The following is a 21298-nucleotide window of genomic DNA, read 5'->3' as shown; positions in this document are numbered from 1 at the left end:
GATCAGATATTATTATTTTTAAAATTATCAAAAAAGATACATTCTAGTATTTGGAAAATAAAGGTGAATTTTAAATATATCAAGCAATGTTTATCCTTAACTATTTATTATTAAACAAATTAAAAGTTTATAATTCGAAAAAGGGAGAATTGAATCTCCCCTTTTCGAAAATATAAATTAACTTAACTATTATTATTCTGGTCTAAAAACAAATGTCCAACCAGTACCATTTGCTTCATTGTTATTTAAATAGAGAATCATTTTGTTGTCTGTAAGCTCTACAATTGTATATACTCCATCTGCATTTCCTGCAGCTGACCCAAGCATTTTTGCTCCATCGCTAATTATCAATCTTTTACCTGCCACATCCAAAGTAAATAAACCTTTAGTTGGTGTAGCTGTTTTGGTTTCATAATGATTAAAATTAGCATCACCATCTAAGTCAAAATGCATTTTTCCATCTGCATCACTAGGAGGACAACAAATTCCAGCATTCCACCAAGCACCCATAACTGAAGCTGGATCTGGATTATTAGGAGGAGACATAAACCACCATAATGGACCATCTCCATTTGCCTCAGGATTATCTTTATAAAAAACCCAAGTTTTACCTTTGACAGCATCTGCTCCTAGCAAAGCACCCCATTCAGCTGGAACTGGATGATCTAACTTATCAATAGTTACGGCAACCTTTTTTTCAAATAATTCAGCCCCTAAAGTACCTCTATATGCAAAATTAAAAGTCCCCATAACTGGAAAAACAATAGTAGCTTCATCTGTTAAAGCCTTACCTATAATATAATTCCAATGTCCACTAATTCCTGGAGTAAGCATTTCAAGCTTAATTTCATTACCTCCTGCTGTGGTATTTGTAGCTTTTAATGTAACACCCTCAACATTTGTGCTGTTTTCTAAATGATCCTCCTCTACAATTGGCTCGCAAGCTGAAAATATAAGCATTAACGAAGCAATAAGGAGATATATTATTTTATTGTTTTTCATAATTATAATTTATTATATAGTTATTCAATTTTACCAACCTGGATTTTGAGTGTAGACCCCATTTGACAATCTTATTTCCGTTTCTGGAATTGGCATCAAACCTTTTGTTTCGGCTCTGTATTTTACGCTATACATTGCGCCTGTTCCAGAATTTCTAACTGGGAATGAATCATTAAAAGCAGTATTCACATCTCCCCATCTCACTATGTCAAACCAATGCAAAGCTTCAAATGCAAATTCATGTAAACGCTCTTCTTTTATTGCATCCAATGAATATCCAATTGCCGGTAATTTAGCCCTAGATCTTACTGCATTCATTCCATCTGGTGTTTTAGTGATTTCAGAATGCATTAATAATACATCTGCAAAACGCATAAAGATAAAATCCTGTGCATGCATTAGTTGCATATCCGTATTAGACCAATCGTACATTTGAACAAACATACCTACATTACTACCAGATCCATTTGAATGTTGTATAGAAGTATATTTTTTATTAAAAAATCCAGTTTCATGATCGCCTTTGTCAGCAACATATGCATCTGTTCCTTGTTCTGCTTTCCCAACTTGAATTATTGAGCCTACTTTTCTAGGATCAGTATCTGACCAATTGCTCCATAATTTTGGATTTACAGTACCCATTCCCCAACCTGTTCCAAAAGGAACTAGTGAGTTGTCACGCATTCCAGTAAATAAGGCAAGTCTATTCGTATAGCTTGGTCCATTAGTCCAATTCCAATCTCCAAAAGAAAATCGTTGCACAAACATTGTTTCATAATTTCCAGTTCCAAAAGTTGGTGTAATACCATCTTGACCAACCCAAGACAAATTCTCAGTTGCAGCCCAAGGCAATACATTTTGACCAGCACTCTCGTTTACATATGAATAAGGCCATAAATTTCTAAAATCAGAAGCTAAGGCATGACCACTATTGTTCATACAATCGTTCAAGTAAGATGTAACATCTGTAGCGCTCAATGCTCCACCTTCTACTAATGGCAAGTCTGTTGTTGCTTTTTGTTCAATATTTGTCATATATCCAGTGTAAAACAAATACACACGTCCTAAATAGGCCTCAGCAACCCATTTGTTAGCATGACCATAACTAGCAGTTGGAATACTAGGAAATGGAGTTGCTGGCATTAACGCAATTGCTCCTTTTAAATCGCTGGCTATTTGCGCAAAAGTTTCTGTATAACTTGCTCTACCAACTGTTCTATCGCCATCAAGTTTAACAATTAATGGAACACCTCCAAAAAATTTAGCTAATCTAAAATAGAAAAAGGCTCTCATAAACATTGCTTCACCTATGGCTTGATCTTTAAACTTTTTAGCTTCCTCTACTGTTGTGAAGTACTTTGAAAAATCTGCAGCTTCTGTTTTTTCAATAATCGCATTTGCTCTCGTTATCCCGAAATACGATTGAACCCACAAATCGCGATAAGTATCCTCAAGAGGATCTTCAAAATTATCAACCCATTTGGCTGCCTTATCATCAGGACCTCCACCGCCTAGCATTCCAGTGTCTAACAAATTGGCTGCAATTTGTTCTTCACTCATTGGATTTGGGAGATAAATTGCATTATAAACACCCGCCATTGCTTCGTTGATGTCAGTAGGTGTTTTGTAAAAATTCGACGTATTTTTTCCATAAAGATTCTCAGAATCTAAATAGTCCGAGCAACTTGTAGCAACAAAAATTGCTGAAATTGCTAGTATATATATTATTTTTTTCATTTTAAATGTGTGTTTATATTAAAAATCTGCACTTAATCCAAACATTACTGTTCTAGCCTGTGGGTATAGACCAAGATCTATTCCTGAAGCCCATTTTCCTTCGCCCGAATCATCCGCTCCTGAAAAACGAACTTCTGGATCCATACCGTCATAATCAGTAAATGTATATAAGTTGTTTACAGCAACATATAATTTTAGATTTGACATAAACTTTACATTTGAAAGAACCTCATTAAAATTATAACCAAGAGTTAAATTATTAATTCTTAAAAAGTCTGCATCCTGCATATAGATATCAGAGATATATTGACTGTTTCTATTGGATGTAGACCCTAATCTAGGCATTTTAGTCGAAGTTCCTTCTCCATGCCAACGATTGAAAACATCGGAAGTATAGTTTTGTTTAGGACTATCAGCGAATGATCTATAGGATTGCATTACCTGCATTCCAAATTTACCAGCCATAGTTGAATTTAAATAAACACCTTTGTATTCGAAATTTAATTGGATACCTAATTCAAAATCTGGATTTGGATTACCTAAATACACTTTGTCTTTTTCATCAATTAGACCGTCTTGATTTTGATCTACAAAGCGAACATCTCCAGGACGTTGATCACTAAAATATGGCGTTCCATCAGGTTTTACATAAGCATCCACTTCACTTTGATTTTGCAAAATTCCTGCAGTTTTGTATCCGTAGAAATATCCGATAGGCTGTCCAACTTCTACTCTAGAAACTTCCCCAGTTCCTTGAGATAATACATTACTTGGCCCGTGTATTATTCCATCTGCATTAGCTATTTTGACAACTTCATTTTTATTATGAGCACCACTAAGTGTGATACCATACTTAAAATCACCTACTTTATCGTTCCAATTCACAGAGTATTCAACTCCTGTGTTTTCAACATCTCCTCCGTTAATAAATGGAGGTGGAGCACCTAGAGTTCCAAGACCCGGAGCTTTAACCAACCAGTCTATTGTTGATTTTTTGTACCAATCGAAAGTCAATCCTAATCTTGAATCAAATAATCTAGCATCAATACCTAAATCTAGCTGTTCTGAAGTTTCCCATTTTATGTCAGGATTTGGAACATTCGCAAGTACTGCAGTACTTCCGGAAACAGGTTTTGTATCTCCAAAAAAGTAGCCTGGGAAAGAATAATTAATATTAGCTTGATACTGAAAAGCATCAATTGCTTGATTTCCGTTTTGTCCCCAACTTCCTCGTATTTTTAATGAATTAAGTATATCTGAAGTGTTTGCCATAAAATCTTCCTTTGTAATTACCCAACCTGCTGACACGGAAGGAAAATAACCCCATCTATTGTCTGGAGCAAAATTTGAAGATCCATCAGCACGCATTGTTGCAGAAAATAAATATTTTTCTTTATAATCATATTGCGCTCTAGCAAAAAAAGACTGAGTCCCACCACCATTTGCAGCCCAATCTTGACCATTTGCCGTGATATCATTTACTGAACTTGGATTTTGTGTATTACGTAAATAGGCGTAATCTGGGTTTCCAGGAAACAATAAGCCATTTCTAGATGCAGTAACCTCATTGTTAATTTGGGATTGAATTAATTCAGTTCCTATTACTCCAGTAATTCTATGCTCACCCAATTTAGTATCATAAGAAAGCGTATTCGTCCAAGTTGACGTAGCTCCGAAGTACGAGTTTTGCGAAGCTCCATCTGTAGCATCATCATAAAGTAACCCTAGATGATAAGTTGGATTCATCGATCTACCATTTCCAAACCAAGAATCAATTCCATATACTGATTTAAATTTTAAATTCAAAACAGGCTCAATTTCTACAAATGCATTACCATTAATGCTATTCCCTTTTCCATAATTATAATTGTGTCTGTAATACATTATTGCCAATGGATTGGTTTGTCCAGTATTCAAACCATCTAATGTAGGAGTAAATCCAAACTCATTAACATTTCTGTCAATAGAATTCTGCCAATATGCAGGCTGTAAAGGATTTTGTATCAATGCATTGTGTAAATCATTCCAATATATATTACCCGTCGCAACCGACCTGTTTTGTCTATTAGAATAGGTAAAATTTTCACCAATAGTAATTATACTGTGGCTGTCATTCTTTTTTAACACCATTTGTGTATTTAACCTCGCAGTAAGTCTTTTGAATCCTGCATCAACTATATTTCCGCCAATGATACCATCTTGATCAAAATAAGATAAACCCGCAGAATAAATAATATCTTCACTACCACCGGTAATATTTAAAGAGTGGCTTACTACAGGCGCATCTTTTTTGGACATTTCGTTAATCCAATTAGTTCCTTGCCAACCATTTTGCAGCTGTCCCCATACATCATCCCCTAATTGTTGTCCAGCTCCTGGATAATTTGATTCAAGCCATACATTGTCATGAACAAGTGCATTCCAATCGTAAGGAGCCTTTCCGTCGTTAACCATTCCTTCGTCCATAATATACATATATTCTTGAGCATTTAATGGATCCAAGTTTTTGTATATGTTTTGCACACCAAAATAATAATCATAGCTTATTTTTGCAGGTCTGCCTTTGCGTCCTTTAACAGTCGTAACTAAAACAACTCCATTTGCCGCTCTAGAACCGTAAATTGCTGCTGAAGCCGCATCTTTTAAAACATCGATAGATTCAATATCTGACGGATTCAAATAATCAATGTTACCAACAGATACCCCATCAACTACATACAAAGGATTTGAATTACCAATAGTACCTAATCCACGAATAGTTACTCTTGTTCCTGCTCCAGGAGAACCGCTGTTTTTAGTAACATTAACACCCGCCGCAATACCTTGAAGCGCCTCCATTGCAGATCCCGTATTTAATGATGCAAGTTCTTCACCCTTGAAATTGGCACTGGCTCCAGTAAGTAATCCTTTCTTTTGAGTACCATATCCAATAACAACAACTTCTTGCAGAGATTTAGATTCTGGAACTAGTTTGACATTAATTTGATCACGCCCTGAAATTGGAGTTTCAATAGTAGAAAAACCAATAAAACTAATGGTTAAAACTCCATTAGAAGGAGATTTAATTGAAAACTTACCATCAAAATCCGTAGAGGTTGTGACATTTGTTCCTTTCAATAAGACATTTGCACCTGGTATTGCAAGTCCATCTTGATCTGTTACTTTTCCATTAATCAGAGCATCTTGCGCCTGTAAGCCAATGGAAAACAATAAAGACCAAAAACAAAAAATAAGTACTTTTCTTAATTTCATTTTTAATTTTTTTTTGGTTAATTAATTAGTGTTTTGACAAATATAAAGTTAAATAATGCATAATTCATATTTTAAAACCACTACAAAAACACATCAAAATAAATTTTGTTATAATAAAAAACACATCATAATAAATATAAATAATTCATTTTCAATGTTTTAAAAAATTACAAGACTAGTTAAGAAAATATTAATTATATTTAAAACCTTAATTCATATTAAATTGAATATTTTAGCCATAAAAACAAGAATAACAAAATAAATTAAGAAATATAAAAGAGCAACAATTCTATTTATATTATTGATAATGATTCATAAACATGAAAACAACAAAGCTTTTACTTATTTATATTTTAATTTATTTACCAATAACAATTAATGGTCAAATAAAAAAAATTGGAACTCCTTTAATTAAAAATTATAACAGGATAGAATATAAAGGAGGTACCCAAAACTGGGACATAGACCAAGACAAAAACGGGAATATGTATTTTGCGAATAATACTGGTCTTATCCAATTTGATGGTTCGACATGGAAAAAATACAAAGCAAAAAAAACAGATGAGATGAAATGTTTAAAAGTAGATCCTACAGGAAAAGTATATGTAGGATACTACAATGAATTTGGTTACTTCAAAGCCAATTCAAAAGGAAAACTAGAATACTTTTCACTTTCATCATTATTAAACAAAAAAGAGCACAGCAAGATGGACGTTGTTTGGAAAATTCATCTTTATAAAGATGAAGTTATTTTTCAATCCTTTCATAGTATCTATATCTACAAGAATAATAAGTTAAAAATCATAAATGCACCCAAAAAATTTCAATTTTCATTTATTTCAAATGGAAGATTGTATATTCAGGATATTTTTTCGGGAATAATGGAGTACCATGACGGAAAGCTCACCTATTTAAAAGGAACAAATGCCTTGAACAATACCGAAGTTTGGGGTGTGATTGAAATACAGAAAAACAAAATTTTAATATCCACTTTAGATAGAGGTATTTTCACATTATCAAACAACCAGGTAATACCTTGGAATACACAAGCCAATACATTTATAAAGAAAAATGGCTCACTGGGATGTATTTTATACAAGAACAAATACATTGTAATCAATTCCGTTCTTGACGGAATTATAGTTTGTGACTTAAATGGGAATATTATTCAACATATCAATCGCAGCAAGGGACTACAAAACAACACAGCTCTTAGTTTGTTTATTGACAACAGCAACAACCTATGGCTAGGACTTGACAATGGTATAACCTATGTAAACGAAAACTCACTTCTGACCTATTTAGACTTCAACTACAATTTAGGCACAGTATATTCTTCAGTTATACACAAAGGCAATTTATATGTTGCTACGAACCAAGGTGTTTTCTATCATCCTTGGAATACTGATTTCAAAGCAGACTCATTTAAACTTGTAGAAGGCACAACAACCATAGCTTGGAACATACAAATAATGAATGGAGAGCTGATATGTGCTAGCAACAAAGGAGCCTTAGTAATATTGGATGGCAAATTGATTAAAAATCTAGACCCTACTGGCTATTTAAAATTTGAACCAATACCTAAACATCCTGGCTTTTATATTGGAGCAAATTATAATGGGTTTTCAATTTTCGAAAAAACAAACACAGGAATAAAACTCAGAAACAAAGTAAAAGGCTTTAACAAATCTTCAATTGTTTTTGAAATTGATAATAACTATATATGGCTTAAAAAAGATGAGTTCATTTATAAAATTTCTCTTGAAAATAATCTAAGAAAAACACAAATAATCAAAACGTACACTCAATTTTCCGAAAGCAATCCTGGTATTGGGAGCCTACAAAAGATCAATAATAAAATTTATTTTCAAACTAATAATATATTTTATACATATTCAAAAATACAAAACACTTTTATAGAAGATCAAGCCATTACCAATCTATTCAAGTCGATCCCAAAAATAAATCAGCTCATAGAGGATAGCAATGGAAACCTGTGGTATAACAACAATAATTCTATGGGAGTTTTAATGAAAGCAGGCAATAAGTATAGACATATCTCCTCCCCATTATCAAACCTAACCGAAAATCTAGTAACAAATTATATGTCGATTAACACGATCGACTCTAAGAATACTTTTATAGGCTTAACAGACGGACTTGCCCATTATGATTCTACTATCGAAAATATAACTCCACTAAAACCAAAAGCCCTTATAAGAAGCTTTTCTTTTCCTGGAGACACAATACACCTAGGAAACGGCCAAAATAAAGAGGAAGAATATGAATTACCATATTCCTCAAATCAAGTGAAATTCACATTTTCCTCCCCATCTTATGAGAATCTTGAAAATCTTGAATTTTCATATCAATTAGAAGGTTTTGAAGAAAATTGGAGTGTATGGTCAAATAGTACCGTAAAAGAATACACCAATCTAAAAGAAGGAAATTACAAAATGAAAGTAAGGGTGAAAAACAATTCTGGGATTGAATCAGACGAAGCCTCTATTGCTTTTAGGGTATACCCCCCATGGTATAGACACTCACTAGCTTATTTATTATACTTATTAATGGCCGCAGGTTGTGTTCACTACATTCGCTTTAGAATCAGAATGAAAATAAGAAAAAACAAACATTTTGAAACACTGGAGCAACGAAGATTGTATTTAGAAAAAGAAACAAAAATCAAACAAGAGCAATATGAGCTAGAAAAAGAAATTGAAAAATTAGAAAATGAAAAATTACAAATAAAAATTCTATCGAAAGACAAAGAACTAGTAAACAACACTTTACAGGTAGTTAAAAAAAATAAAATATTAAATGGGATTATTCAAAAATTAAAAGACATAAATACAGGCTCATTTGATGAGACAACCAAAGCTCAATTCGCTAAATTAAATAGAAGTATTACCAAAGAAGTTAATACCGACAAAAGCTGGAAAGATCTTGAAAAACACCTCAAGAATGTACATTTTGATTTCTTGAAAAAATTAAAGGAAAAACACCCCACCATTTCCTCAAGAGAAATGGATTTAGCTACCTATTTATTAATGAATATGTCAACCAAAGAAATTGCCGAATTCATGAATATCTCAACAGGCGGAGTGGAATTAGCTAGATACCGTCTAAGAAAAAAATTAGAACTGAATCAAAAAGAAAATCTAATTGGTTATTTAATGAGTATCAAATAAAAAAAAGCTCCTTCAGAATTATTTGAAGGAGCTCTCTTTTTAAATGTTTACAAAAATTATTTTATAAATTCTAAAGTACGTTCCAAGGCCATTCCTCTAGAACCTTTAATGAGTATCATGTTATTCTCAAATTTTTTATTTTTAATGGAATCTGAAAAGGCTTCAAAATTTTCAAAGAAAAAGAAGTTTGACTGATTTGTCTTATTTTGATAAAAATCTTTACCAATAAAATAACAAGCAATATTATCCTGATTCAATAATAAATCAACAACTCCCTTATGTTCCAATGAACTCTCATTCCCTAGTTCAAACATATCGCCTAAGAAAACAATTTTATTCTTTTTATCCAAAAGAATGAAATTCTCAATAGCAACTTTCATACTACTAGGATTCGCATTATAAGCATCCAAAATAATTTCATTAGTTGCTTTAGAAATTAATTGAGACCTATTATTTTCAGGAATATAACTTTCTAATGCTTGTTTAATATCCTTTTTCTCAACACCAAAATAAGTCCCTATAGCAATTGCCGCATTGATATTATTTGCGTTGTACAGACCAATTAAATGAGTTGAAATAATATTTTGTGAGTACGTTACAGAAACAAAAGGATTTGCTTCAACATGAGTTACATTTACATCAGCTGTATCTTTATTTAATCCAAAAGAATACAATTTAATCACTTTAGTTTTTTCAACTTGAATTGGGTCTTCAAGATTGACAAATGCTAATTTGCCATTATTTGAGAGATAGTGATACATTTCGCTTTTCCCTTTAATAACACCTTCAACTCCACCAAAACCTTCAAGATGTGCTTTACCAAAATTAGTGATGTAACCATAATCAGGCTGTGCAATATCGCAAAGAAATTCTATCTCTTTTTGATGATTAGCCCCCATTTCTACAATTCCCATTTCGGTTTGCTCATTAAATGACAATAATGTTAAAGGGACACCAATATGATTATTTAAATTACCAACAGTAGCTTTAGTGTTAAATTTTTTCGAAAGCACAACATTAATCAATTCTTTTGATGTGGTTTTACCATTACTACCTGTAAGGGCAATTATAGGCAATTTTAAATGTTTTCTATGAAATTTAGCCAATTCCTGCAAAGCCATTAAACTATTTTCAACCAAAACAGTTCTATCATCAATATAATACTCTTTATTGTCTATTATTACATATGAAGCTCCTTTGTTGAGCGCTTCTTTAGCAAAAGTATTTGCATCAAAATTATCTCCTTTTATGGCTACAAAAAATGATCCAGACTCAATTTTTCGTGTGTCAATTGAAACCGAATTACATTTCAAAAACAAACTATGAATGTATTTAATATCCATATAAATATAATTTAAAAAATAAAAGCCCTAATGAAAGGGCTTTTACTGTATTGTATAAAAAAAATTAATTTCTTGGTGATCTTTTTGTATTAGATTTAGAACCTACTCTAGACATAGCACATCTGAATCCGATGTAATCTGTTGCCATATCCTGAGGGAAGAATCTTCTTTGTGCAGGATCCAACCAATAAGCTCTGTCTCTCCAAGATCCTCCTTTGTAAACACGAACTGCATCGTTTATCAAAGTTGTTCTTTTACTTGACTTATCATATTTTCTTTCCATGTTACCTAAACTGTCAATTTTCACATTGTGTTTAGGAGCATTGTACATAATTTCTTTTTCTGAAGTTTTTCCTTTATCAGCATCAGCAGCACCAAACTTATAATACTTACTAGATTGTTTATCACCATCTCTGTAATTAATATTATCACTTGTACTGAAATTTTGTCTCAAATAGGTTTCATTATCATCTACAGGAACTTGAGCAATTTCACCAGCTAAGTTTCTTGGAACTAATTTACCGTTACTTAATGTATCAAAAACAACATTTTTATTAGTGATAATTTCAATTTTTCCGTCTTTACCAATTTTGTTTTTAGTATAAACGTTACCTCTGAAATAGTTAAAGTCATTTGTCTCAACATCAACAATTGGTCTGTAAACATCGGCAACCCATTCAGCTACGTTTCCAGCCATATCATATAGTCCAAAATCATTTGCTGGGTAGCTTTTAACAGCGTTTGTAATATCTGCACCATCATCTGACCAACCTGCAATTCCACCGTAATCTCCATTACCTTGTTTAAAGTTAGCTAACTGAAAACCTTTGTTTGATCTTTTTCCAGAACGAGTATAAGTTCCTGACCAAGGATATTTCTTTTGCCCTTTGTAAATATTGTATTCTCTTTGACCTACATCAGCTGCTGCTGCATATTCCCACTCAGATTCTGTTGGCAGTCTGTATTCAGGTAATAAAATCCCTGATGATCTTTGGGCATATACATTTTTCTCTTCAACAACATTACCATTTTTATCTGGTTTTGGTCCTTTTTTAGAGGCACCTTTACCTTTCAAAAGAATTTCTTCGTTACCTCCGTAAGTCATTGTAGGAGCCGCTAAATATGTTTCAGTATTAAAATTACTTTCGGCAGAAACATCTAATGACTTAGCATTTTTCTTCAAATATCCATTTTTTTCTAAAACAGCCTCATTTACACGATCCGTTCTCCATTTACTAAATTCAACAGCTTGAACCCAATTTACACCTACTACAGGATAGTTGGCATAAGCAGGATGTCTTAAATAGTTATTGGTCATTGTTTCATTGTAACCTAATCTGTTTCTCCAAACAAGAGTATCAGGTGAAGCTCCTTCATAAATATTTTTATAATTTTCTTCAGTTGGAGGATAAACTTTTTTCAACCATTCAAGGTATTCAAGATACATTAAATTGGTAACTTCTGTTTCGTCCATATAAAAAGACATAACATGTTGTTGATTTGGAAGGTTATTCCAATCGTGCATTACATCATCTTGAACCAATCCTCTTGTAAAAGTTCCTCCTTCTACAAATACCAATCCTGGTCCAGTTTCCTGTGTTTTATGCGCCGCTCCTTTTGCAAAACCTCCTTTAGAACTGTTTATGTCCCAACCTGTACCTCTCGAGGCACTTTCGGATTTAGATTTTTTGCTACAACTAGCTAGTCCTAATATTAATGCCAGGGACAGCATTATCTTTAGGGGGATAGTTTTATTTACTCTCATAGTTTCTAGTAGGTGATTATTAAAATTTAGGTTGCGCAATGTAATAATTAAACATTAAATCACAAAACCCTTTTTAACTTTAATTTTTAATATTTTTAACAGATGTAATAAAAACGCAAAAATATATTTTTTATTACACAAAACAACGAAAATGACATTTAATATTTTTTATTTAATTTTAACAATTATTTACAATTCATTCCATTATCAATTTCAATGAAAAACTTCATATCTTGTTTTATTCTTTTATTCCCTATTATAACTTTTGCACAAATAAAAGGAGATATAAATATCGATTGGATACAAAGTTACACTATAACCCCCAACGCCAAATCTCAAACACCAAGTTTCAAAGGAAACAGTTATTTCTACGATGGATATCGTCAATCTATTTATTATAATTTAAACTTAAAAAACACCTCCGATTTAGACGATAAAAGCATTCAGATTTCAAATGTAGTTTATGAATCCATAGCAACATCAGCGCTTGGGAATTTAAACACTTCAATTATTCCTTCAGCCATAAAAGCCACACTGTATACATCTAAATCAAGAAATACTATTCAAAATTTCCTCAGAATATCACCAATAATCAAAGACGCTTCTGGCTACAAAAAAATTAAATCCTTTTCATATACTATAAATAACGGCTCTCCTAGAAAAACCATTTCCGCCAAAAACAAAATGAGTATTACAAATTCAGTTTTGGCTTCAGGGAATTGGCATCGTTTTTATATCGAAAAATCTGGAGTCTATAAAATTTCTTTAAAATTTCTACAGGAATTAGGGCTGAATTTAAATGGAATTGACCCTAAAAGAATTAAGATATATGGTAATGGCGGTAAAATGCTTCCACTAGCAAATGAAACTTTTTATCCGACAGATTTAACAGAAAATGCAATCCAAATTCAAGGTGAAAGCGATGGGGTTTTCAACAATGATGATTATATCTTGTTTTATGGTGAGGGAATTTACAATTGGAATGATGAAAGTCAAACCAATATAAATTTATACGATTCAAAATCTTATTATTACATCACTGTAGAAGGAGACAATGGAAAGAGAATTTTAAACATGCCTCAACCTACAGCTGCAAGCACTTTAAACATTTCAGCATATGACGATTATCAATTTCACGAGGTCGACTTAACAAATATCGCACAAGTTGGCCGACAATGGGTTGGTGAATCATTTGACATTAATCAGGACCAAGAATTTGCATTTGATTTTCCAAATATAGACTCATCAACACCTGTTAAATTAAATATCTTATTAGCTTCTGCAGCCTACACTCCTACTTCTTTTAAAGTTACAACCAATGGGCTTGAAGTTGGCAATGTTACATTTTCTGCATTAAATACCAATTCAGACATACAATATTTCAATGGTGTACTTCCGAGCAATACCACTTTTACAGGCAGTTCTAATATAAAAATAAAATTATCCTACAACAACAATGGAGTACCTGGCTCTAAAGGCTTCCTAGACTATATTCAATTAATAGCAAAAAGCAAATTACAGGGATTTGGAAAGCAATTCCATTTCCAATATGATTTAGCCAATTCAAGTCTTGGAGTCATATCGTATGATTTTACAAATGCTACCACTGTTTCTCAAATTTGGGATATAACCGATATATATAATGTGTCAAAAATCGAAAACAGCAACCAAAGTGCATTTTCCTTCAAAGCTAATCTTGGTGAACTTAGAAAATACATTGCTATTGATACGAATGACTATTATTCCCCATTAAAAGAAAATAAATCAAAAATAGCCAATTCAAATATAAAAGGTACAGTCTTTAAAAACAATCAAGGTCAATTTCAAGATATTGATTATGTAATCATTTCCCCAGAAATTTTAAGATCCCAAGCAGAGAAGCTAGCTAATTTTCACAGAGTAAATTCAAATTTAAATGTAAAAGTTATCACTCTTGAATCCATCTATCAAGAGTTTGCTTCAGGAAAACAAGACATTGCCGCAATAAGAAATTGCATAAAATACATTTACAATAACGCTTCATCGATAGACAAAAAAGTACGATATGTCAATCTTTTTGGAGATGCATCATTTGACTATAAAAAAAGAATAACCAACAATACCAATATTGTACCTATATATGAATCTTTAACCAGTAATACTATTGGCGAAGCATCATTTGCGTCAGATGATTTTTATTGTCTAATGGATGATTCTGAAGGGAACATTACTACATTTTACGGCGGAATAGACATTGCTGCCGGCAGAATGCTAGTTAGTACTACCACACAAGCAGACGAGATGGTTAATAAAGTCATTGAATATCATGATAAAAAGTCCTATGGGAGCTGGAGGAATAACTACACTACACTTTCTGATGATTCAGACAAATCTACCGACGCTTCTTTGCAATCAAGACAGAACACTCTTGCTGATGAAATTACTCTCCAAAAACCGTTTTTGAATGTATCTAAAATATTTTTGGACTCTTACACACAAGAGGCTTCAGCTGGAGGAGAAAGGTATCCTAAAGCAAAATCTGAATTTTATAACGAATTTGAGAAAGGAGCCTTGGTTTTTAATTATTTGGGACATGGCGGAGAAGATGGCTTGGCGAGTGAAAGACTTTGGGACAAAGCAGACAGTCAAAACTTAAGCAATAAATATAAATACCCATTGTTTATTACAATTACTTGTGAGTTTTCTCGTTTTGACAATCCCACAAGACCCACAGCTGGAGAATACATTTATTGGAATTCAAAAGGAGGAGCCATTTCTTTAGTATCAACAATTCGTTCAATTGGACAATTTAGTGCCGAAAATTTCAATGATGTTTTTGCTAAAAATCTTTTATCATACGGTTCCAATCAATATGTCTCTATAGCCGAGGCCTTAAGAATCTCTAAAAATGAAAATTCAAATACAGCAACAAACGTAGTCCTTTATCTTGGCGATCCAGCTATATTCCTTGCTATTCCAAAACCAAAAATAATATTGACCAAAGTGAATGATATACCAATAAATCAATCGCTCCCAGATTTCAAATCATTAGCTAAGATGAAAATAACTGGGGAAATAACCGACGAAAACAATCTTCCTTTGACCAATTATAACGGAGTTTTATCAACTATTTTATTTGATAAAAAAATAACAAAAAGCACTTTAAACAATGATGGCTACAGTCCTGTTATAAATTTCACGACATTAGGTGAAGCTATTTTTAGAGGAAATGCATCTGTTACGAATGGTCAATTTGAATACAGCTTCATAGTACCAAAAGACATCCGAATTCCATTAGACACCGGAAAACTAAGTTTTTACGCCCAAAAGAATGAATTACCTAAAGACGTTACAGGTTACGACACTACAATCAAAGTAGGTGGGGTAAATGAAAATGCAGTTGCAGACAATAATATTCCAAAAGTAAAGTTATATATGAATGATGAAACTTTTGTGTCTGGAGGCATTACCAATGAATCGCCTATATTTATTGCTTATATGGAAGACGAAAGCGGAATCAATACAGCTGGCGGAATCGGACACGATATTGTAGCTGTTTTAGATGGTGATGTGAGTAATCCATTCATTTTGAATGACTATTATCAAACCGAACTAGATAATTTCACAAAAGGAAATTTACATTTTCCTTTCCGAAATTTAAAAGCTGGCTTACATACTATTACTTTTACAGTTTGGGATGTTTATAATAATGCTACAACATCAGAAATACAATTTTTGGTAATTGGAGACGAATCCATTACACTTACAAATGTATTGAACTATCCCAATCCATGTGTGAATTACACAGAATTTTGGTTTTCTCACAACAAACCAAACGAACCATTAGAGGTACAAGTTCAAGTGCTAACAATAACTGGGAAAGTAGTTTGGACAAAAAACCAAACCATTACAACACCAGGTTTTTTATCAAGAGAAATAACATGGGATACTCGTGATGATTTTGGAAATAAAATTGGCAAAGGAGTTTATGTTTACAAATTAACCGTAAAAGCAACCCTATCCAATAAGAAGATCGAAAAATTTGAAAAACTTGTGATTCTTTAATATTATAGTATATTTACCTCTAATTAATTTTTATTTTAAGTAATGAAGAGAGCTACTTTATTGATTATATTTTTATACAATATTAATTTTGTTCACGCACAAGAAAACGTGATTACAACAGCCGTTCCTTTTCTTTTAGTAGCAGCAGATGCTAGATCTGCTGGTATGGGAGACAATGGTGTTGCTTCATCAGCAGATGCATTTTCCCAACAATGGAATCCTTCAAAATATGCATTTTCCACTGATCAACAGGGATTTTCTCTAAGCTACACACCTTATCTAACCGATTTAGTAAATGATATATCACTAGCTCAAATAACCTACTATAATAGATATAGCGACAAAAGTTCTTTTGCTGGTAGTTTCCGTTATTTTGGCCTGGGAGATATTGAATTAAGAACAGATTTTGACAGCCAAGTTGTCCTCGTCTCTCCTAATGAATTTGCTTTTGATTTATCATATGCCTTAAAATTGAGCGATAAGTTCTCAATGGCAGTAGCTGGTCGTTACATAAATTCCAACCTTAAAGTAGCTACAGAGAGTAATGACTCTTCATCTTCAAGTAGTTTTGGAGTTGATGTTGCTGGATTTTATCAGTCAGAAGAAATTGCATATAGTGATTTTAATGGTAGATGGAGAGCTGGATTTAATTTTCAAAACATGGGTCCAAAAATGAGCTATGATAATGATGATATAAGTGCCAATTTTCTACCTGCGAATATGAAACTAGGCGGAGGATTTGATTTCATTTTAGACGAATACAATAAGGTAGCCGTGAATTTGGAAGTAAGCAAACTAATGGTTCCAACACCTCAATCGCCTAAAGATTTAAACGGAGATGGAATAATAGATAGTGCAGAAGAACAACAAAATTATGATGATTATCAATCTATTGGTTGGTTTGCAGGAATGTTTCAATCATTTTCAGATGCACCTGGTGGATTTAGTGAAGAACTAAAAGAAGTCACCTATTCCATAGGATCAGAATATGTGTATCAAGATTCATTTTCATTTAGAGCAGGATATTTTCATGAAAGCCCAGATAAAGGTGCAAGAGAATTTTTCTCTCTTGGAGCAGGTTTTAAATATAGCTCAGTAAAAATTGATGTTTCCTACTTATTTTCAGCCTCTAAGGTTCAAAACCCTCTCGAAAACACACTGCGTTTCTCTTTGACATTTAATTTTGGAGAGAAATATGAAAGTTTTTAATCTTACTTTACTTTTATAAAAATAAAAATCCAAACTTCAATATTTTGAAATTGGATTTTTTTGTTTTTATTTCTAGATACATTTTCAAAATATTCAATTAAAAAAACAGCTTTTACTAATGAAAGAAATAATAATCACTTCGAAAATCACTGTTTTTGAAACCATTCAAGAATTACCATTGGCTGAACAAAACCTAATGTTAAAGGCTGTTGAAGTTAGGAAAAATGCTTACGCACCCTATTCAAAATTTAGGGTTGGAGCAGCCCTTCTTTTGGACAATGGTGAAATTATTGTTGGTTCCAACCAGGAAAATGCCGCTTATCCTTCCGGACTTTGCGCAGAACGGGTAGCTATTTTTTATGCAGGAGCCATTTATCCTGAAGCGACCATTTTGAAAATGGCAATTACCGCTGCCTCTGACAATAATAACAATAAAACAACTACTCCCGTTCCGCCATGTGGAGCTTGCAGACAATCCATCGCAGAATATGAAATTCGACAAGATACCCCTATAGAAATATATTATATGGGAGAAACAGGCTCAATTCATCAATCGGCATCCCTAAAAAACCTACTTCCTTTTATGTTTGAAAAAAAATTACTTTAAAAAAATCAAAATTTAGCGTTTAAATTTTAGTTCTTAGTAGGAATGTCTTATTTTTGCATCCCGATCCCTTCGGGGCGCAAATTTGTGGTGAGGAAACTATTTTGCGTTACTAGGTCATAATTGATAATACAATAACACTTAAGCAAAAGAATTATTTCAGATGAAAGAAGTTACAAAAGAAGTTTATTTAAAGTGGTATGAAGACATGTTACTTTGGAGAAAGTTTGAAGACAAACTTGCGGCATTATACATTCAACAAAAAGTTAGAGGTTTTCTACACTTATATAATGGTCAAGAAGCAGTATTAGCAGGTGCTTTACATGCTATGGATTTGACGAAAGACAAAATGATTACCGCCTATAGAAATCACGTTCAGCCAATTGGTATGGGTGTAGATCCTAGACGCGTAATGGCTGAACTTTTAGGAAAAGCAACTGGGACATCAAAAGGAATGGGTGGATCAATGCACATTTTCTCAAAAGAGCACCGCTTTTACGGAGGACATGGAATCGTAGGTGGCCAAATCCCATTGGGAGCTGGTTTAGCATTTGGAGACAAATACAATGGAACAGGTGGAGTTACAATGACTTATTTTGGAGATGGAGCTGCACGTCAAGGTTCATTACACGAAGCTTTTAATATGGCTATGTTATGGAAACTGCCTGTTGTTTTTATAGTTGAAAACAATGGATATGCTATGGGGACTTCTGTAGAAAGAACTGCAAATCACACTGATATTTGGAAATTAGGTTTAGGATATGAAATGCCTTGCGGACCAGTTGATGGAATGAACCCAGTGAAAGTTGCCGAAGCTATGACTGAAGCAATAGACAGGGCAAGACGTGGTGACGGACCAACTTTTCTTGAAATGAAAACTTACCGCTACAGAGGACACTCTATGTCTGACGCACAATTATACCGCTCTAAAGAAGAGGTTGAAGAATATAAAAAAATAGATCCAATCACTCAAGTTTTAGATGTGATTTTAGATCAAAAATTTGCTACACAAGAAGAAATTGAAATAATCGATCAAAGAGTTAAAGATCTAGTTGAAGAATGTGTTCAATTTGCTGAAGAATCTCCTTATCCAGAAATTCAACAATTATACGATGTAGTGTACGACCAAGAAAACTATCCATTCACACCTCATAAATTATAATCAATTATGGCAACAATTGTAACAATGCCTCGCTTGAGCGATACTATGACAGAAGGAACGGTAGCAGCTTGGCTTAAAAAAGTAGGTGACAAAGTAAGCGAAGGTGATATCTTAGCTGAAATTGAAACCGACAAAGCAACAATGGAATTTGAATCCTTCAACGAAGGAACACTTTTATATATTGGAATCCCAGAAGGAGAAACTGCTCCGGTAGATTCATTATTGGCAATTATCGGAAACGATGGCGAAGATGTATCTACTTTAATAGCTGGAGGTTCAGCGGCACCTGCTCCAGTTGAATCAACGCCAGTTGCAACTGAAGTAAAAGCTTCTGAAGCACCAGTACCAGCAGCAGATTTACCAAAAGGAGTTATCGTAGTAACGATGCCTCGTTTGAGTGATACTATGACTGAAGGAACAGTAGCTACTTGGTTGAAAAAGGTAGGTGATAAAGTTGTTGAAGGTGATATCCTTGCTGAAATCGAAACAGATAAAGCTACAATGGAATTCGAATCTTTCAATGAAGGAACTTTATTATTTATTGGAATTCAAGAAGGTAACACAGCTCCTGTAGATAGTCTTTTGGCAATCATAGGACCTGCAGGAACAGATATTAGCGGAATCGCTGAAAACTATAAAGTGGGTGGAGCTGCTCCAACTGCAGCAACAGCAAAAGAAGAAGTTAAAACTGCTACATCTGATAAAACTTCAGAAGCAGTTGAAACAGTAAGCGATGGAAAAAGAATTTTGGCATCACCTTTAGCTAAAAAAATAGCAAGTGACAAAGGAATTCAATTAACACAAGTAAAAGGAACAGGCGAAAACGGCCGTATCGTAAAAAGCGATATCGAAAACTTCACACCTGCAGCTGCAGCTGTATCAAACACTACAGAACCTAAAGCTTCTGAAACTCCAAAAACTGAAGCTCCAAAAGTGTTCGTGCCAGCTGGCGAAGTTTTCACAGAAGAAATCAAAAATTCGCAAATGCGTAAAATCATTGCGAAACGTTTAGCTGAATCATTGTTTACAGCACCTCATTACAATCTTGTAATAGAAGTGACAATGGATGATGCAATGCAATCAAGAGCAATTATTAATAGTGTTCCAGATACCAAAGTATCTTTCAATGATATGGTAATCAAAGCTTGTGCATTAGCGTTGAAAAAACACCCAAAAATTAACTCTCAATGGAAAGAAGATGCCATCATCATCAATCACCACGTAAATATTGGTGTAGCGGTAGCTGTTGAAGATGGATTAGTAGTTCCTGTACTAAGATTTACTGATGCAATGAGCTTGTCTCAAATTGGTGCAAGTGTTAGAGATCTTGCAGGTAGAGCAAAAAACAAAAAACTTGGTCCAGCTGAAATGGAAGGAAGTACTTTCACAGTTTCTAACCTTGGAATGTTTGGTATCACTGAATTTAATTCTATCATTAACCAACCAAACTCTGCTATTTTATCAGTAGGAGCTATTGTAGAAAAACCAGTAGTAAAAAATGGTCAGATTGTAGTTGGAAACACTATGATGTTGTCATTAGCATGCGACCACCGTACAATTGACGGCGCAACTGGTGCACAGTTTTTACAAACATTAAAACAATATATTGAAAATCCAGTAACTATGCTTGCATAAGCACTTGATTTAATATTTATAAATCCCGTCTGTTTTCGAACAAGACGGGATTTTTTTTTGAAAAAATTAAAGCAAATAAGAACTAAAAAATAACAATCGGAACTAGCTCTTTATTTTTTTATTTAAAGTCAAAAAAACAATCAATTTTCCATTCTCAAGATTAGACTCTCCATTTTCATTATGGCATGTCCCTACGGGTCGGGCTGTCCATTGTATCTTTTGCTTTCCCTAAAAAGGAAAACAAAAGGATGCCTTTCCCATCCCTCATGCAAGGACGTTTTCATAACAGCATTTCTTCTGTTATTGATTTTAGTCTAGTTTACATAAACAAAAAAAAACAGCCCCAAAGAGGAG

General features: G+C 33.3%; 11 protein-coding genes. 6 read left to right on the top strand and 5 right to left on the bottom strand.

Going from position 1 to position 21298, the window contains the following annotated elements:
- Positions 1-192: 192 nt before the first annotated feature.
- The 3 genes from J2W95_RS14600 to J2W95_RS14590 are packed head-to-tail and all read right to left on the bottom strand — an operon-like array spanning position 193 to position 5991.
- Entirely contained in the window at positions 193-1002 is an 810-nt protein-coding gene (locus J2W95_RS14600) for a hypothetical protein (protein WP_310008308.1), read from the bottom strand.
- 30 nt (positions 1003-1032) lie between these two features.
- Positions 1033-2739: a RagB/SusD family nutrient uptake outer membrane protein gene (locus tag J2W95_RS14595; protein WP_310008306.1), complete on the bottom strand. Its 1707-nt coding sequence runs from the start codon at positions 2737-2739 to the stop codon at positions 1033-1035.
- An 18-nt stretch (positions 2740-2757) separates the two neighbouring features.
- The gene (locus J2W95_RS14590; RefSeq protein ID WP_310008304.1) at positions 2758-5991 is read right to left on the bottom strand and encodes a SusC/RagA family TonB-linked outer membrane protein; all 3234 of its coding nucleotides are present in this window, start codon (positions 5989-5991) and stop codon (positions 2758-2760) included.
- 320 nt (positions 5992-6311) lie between these two features.
- Here J2W95_RS14590 and J2W95_RS14585 point away from each other — a divergent pair, with 320 nt between their 5' ends.
- On the top strand, positions 6312-9182 hold the full coding sequence (locus J2W95_RS14585) for a triple tyrosine motif-containing protein (protein ID WP_310008303.1): 2871 nt from the start codon (positions 6312-6314) through the stop codon (positions 9180-9182).
- Positions 9183-9238: 56 nt separating this feature from the next.
- Here J2W95_RS14585 and J2W95_RS14580 read toward each other — a convergent pair whose 3' ends face one another.
- Together J2W95_RS14580 and gldJ are read right to left on the bottom strand one after the other, a co-directional pair.
- Entirely contained in the window at positions 9239-10525 is a 1287-nt protein-coding gene (locus J2W95_RS14580; protein WP_310008301.1) for a UDP-N-acetylmuramoyl-tripeptide--D-alanyl-D-alanine ligase, read from the bottom strand.
- Positions 10526-10589: 64 nt separating this feature from the next.
- A complete protein-coding gene (gene gldJ / locus J2W95_RS14575) occupies positions 10590-12290 on the bottom strand; it encodes a gliding motility lipoprotein GldJ (protein ID WP_310008298.1) in 1701 nt (566 codons plus the stop codon).
- A gap of 216 nt (positions 12291-12506) precedes the next feature.
- Here gldJ and porU point away from each other — a divergent pair, with 216 nt between their 5' ends.
- From porU to J2W95_RS14550, 5 genes are all read left to right on the top strand, one after another.
- The gene (gene porU, locus J2W95_RS14570; RefSeq protein ID WP_310008297.1) at positions 12507-16334 is read left to right on the top strand and encodes a type IX secretion system sortase PorU; all 3828 of its coding nucleotides are present in this window, start codon (positions 12507-12509) and stop codon (positions 16332-16334) included.
- Between the two features lie 42 nt (positions 16335-16376).
- Positions 16377-17543 carry a type IX secretion system outer membrane channel protein PorV gene (porV, locus tag J2W95_RS14565; protein ID WP_310008294.1) on the top strand — a complete coding sequence of 389 codons (1167 nt, stop codon included), beginning with the start codon at positions 16377-16379 and terminating at the stop codon, positions 17541-17543.
- Positions 17544-17634: 91 nt separating this feature from the next.
- Positions 17635-18150 carry a cytidine deaminase gene (gene cdd / locus J2W95_RS14560; RefSeq protein ID WP_409025131.1) on the top strand — a complete coding sequence of 172 codons (516 nt, stop codon included), beginning with the start codon at positions 17635-17637 and terminating at the stop codon, positions 18148-18150.
- Between the two features lie 160 nt (positions 18151-18310).
- Positions 18311-19309, top strand: coding sequence for a pyruvate dehydrogenase (acetyl-transferring) E1 component subunit alpha (gene pdhA, locus J2W95_RS14555; RefSeq protein WP_310008290.1), 999 nt, complete (start codon positions 18311-18313; stop codon positions 19307-19309).
- 6 nt (positions 19310-19315) lie between these two features.
- Entirely contained in the window at positions 19316-20944 is a 1629-nt protein-coding gene (locus J2W95_RS14550) for a pyruvate dehydrogenase complex dihydrolipoamide acetyltransferase (RefSeq protein ID WP_310008288.1), read from the top strand.
- Positions 20945-21298: the final 354 nt, after the last annotated feature.

The organism is Flavobacterium granuli (assembly GCF_031456055.1).
Classification (GTDB): Bacteria; Bacteroidota; Bacteroidia; order Flavobacteriales; family Flavobacteriaceae; genus Flavobacterium; species Flavobacterium granuli_A.
Note: the sequence above shows the minus strand (reverse complement) of the source record. Positions and strands in the feature narration are given on the sequence as shown.

What these genes read in the sequence shown, in the direction of transcription:
- J2W95_RS14600 (WP_310008308.1), bottom strand. Translation starts at nt 1,002, where the DNA reads ATGAAAAACAATAAAATAATATATCTCCTTATTGCTTCGTTAATGCTT.
- J2W95_RS14595 (WP_310008306.1), bottom strand. Translation starts at nt 2,739, where the DNA reads ATGAAAAAAATAATATATATACTAGCAATTTCAGCAATTTTTGTTGCT.
- J2W95_RS14590 (WP_310008304.1), bottom strand. Translation starts at nt 5,991, where the DNA reads ATGAAATTAAGAAAAGTACTTATTTTTTGTTTTTGGTCTTTATTGTTT.
- J2W95_RS14585 (WP_310008303.1), top strand. Translation starts at nt 6,312, where the DNA reads ATGAAAACAACAAAGCTTTTACTTATTTATATTTTAATTTATTTACCA.
- J2W95_RS14580 (WP_310008301.1), bottom strand. Translation starts at nt 10,525, where the DNA reads ATGGATATTAAATACATTCATAGTTTGTTTTTGAAATGTAATTCGGTT.
- gldJ (WP_310008298.1), bottom strand. Translation starts at nt 12,290, where the DNA reads ATGAGAGTAAATAAAACTATCCCCCTAAAGATAATGCTGTCCCTGGCA.
- porU (WP_310008297.1), top strand. Translation starts at nt 12,507, where the DNA reads ATGAAAAACTTCATATCTTGTTTTATTCTTTTATTCCCTATTATAACT.
- porV (WP_310008294.1), top strand. Translation starts at nt 16,377, where the DNA reads ATGAAGAGAGCTACTTTATTGATTATATTTTTATACAATATTAATTTT.
- pdhA (WP_310008290.1), top strand. Translation starts at nt 18,311, where the DNA reads ATGAAAGAAGTTACAAAAGAAGTTTATTTAAAGTGGTATGAAGACATG.
- J2W95_RS14550 (WP_310008288.1), top strand. Translation starts at nt 19,316, where the DNA reads ATGGCAACAATTGTAACAATGCCTCGCTTGAGCGATACTATGACAGAA.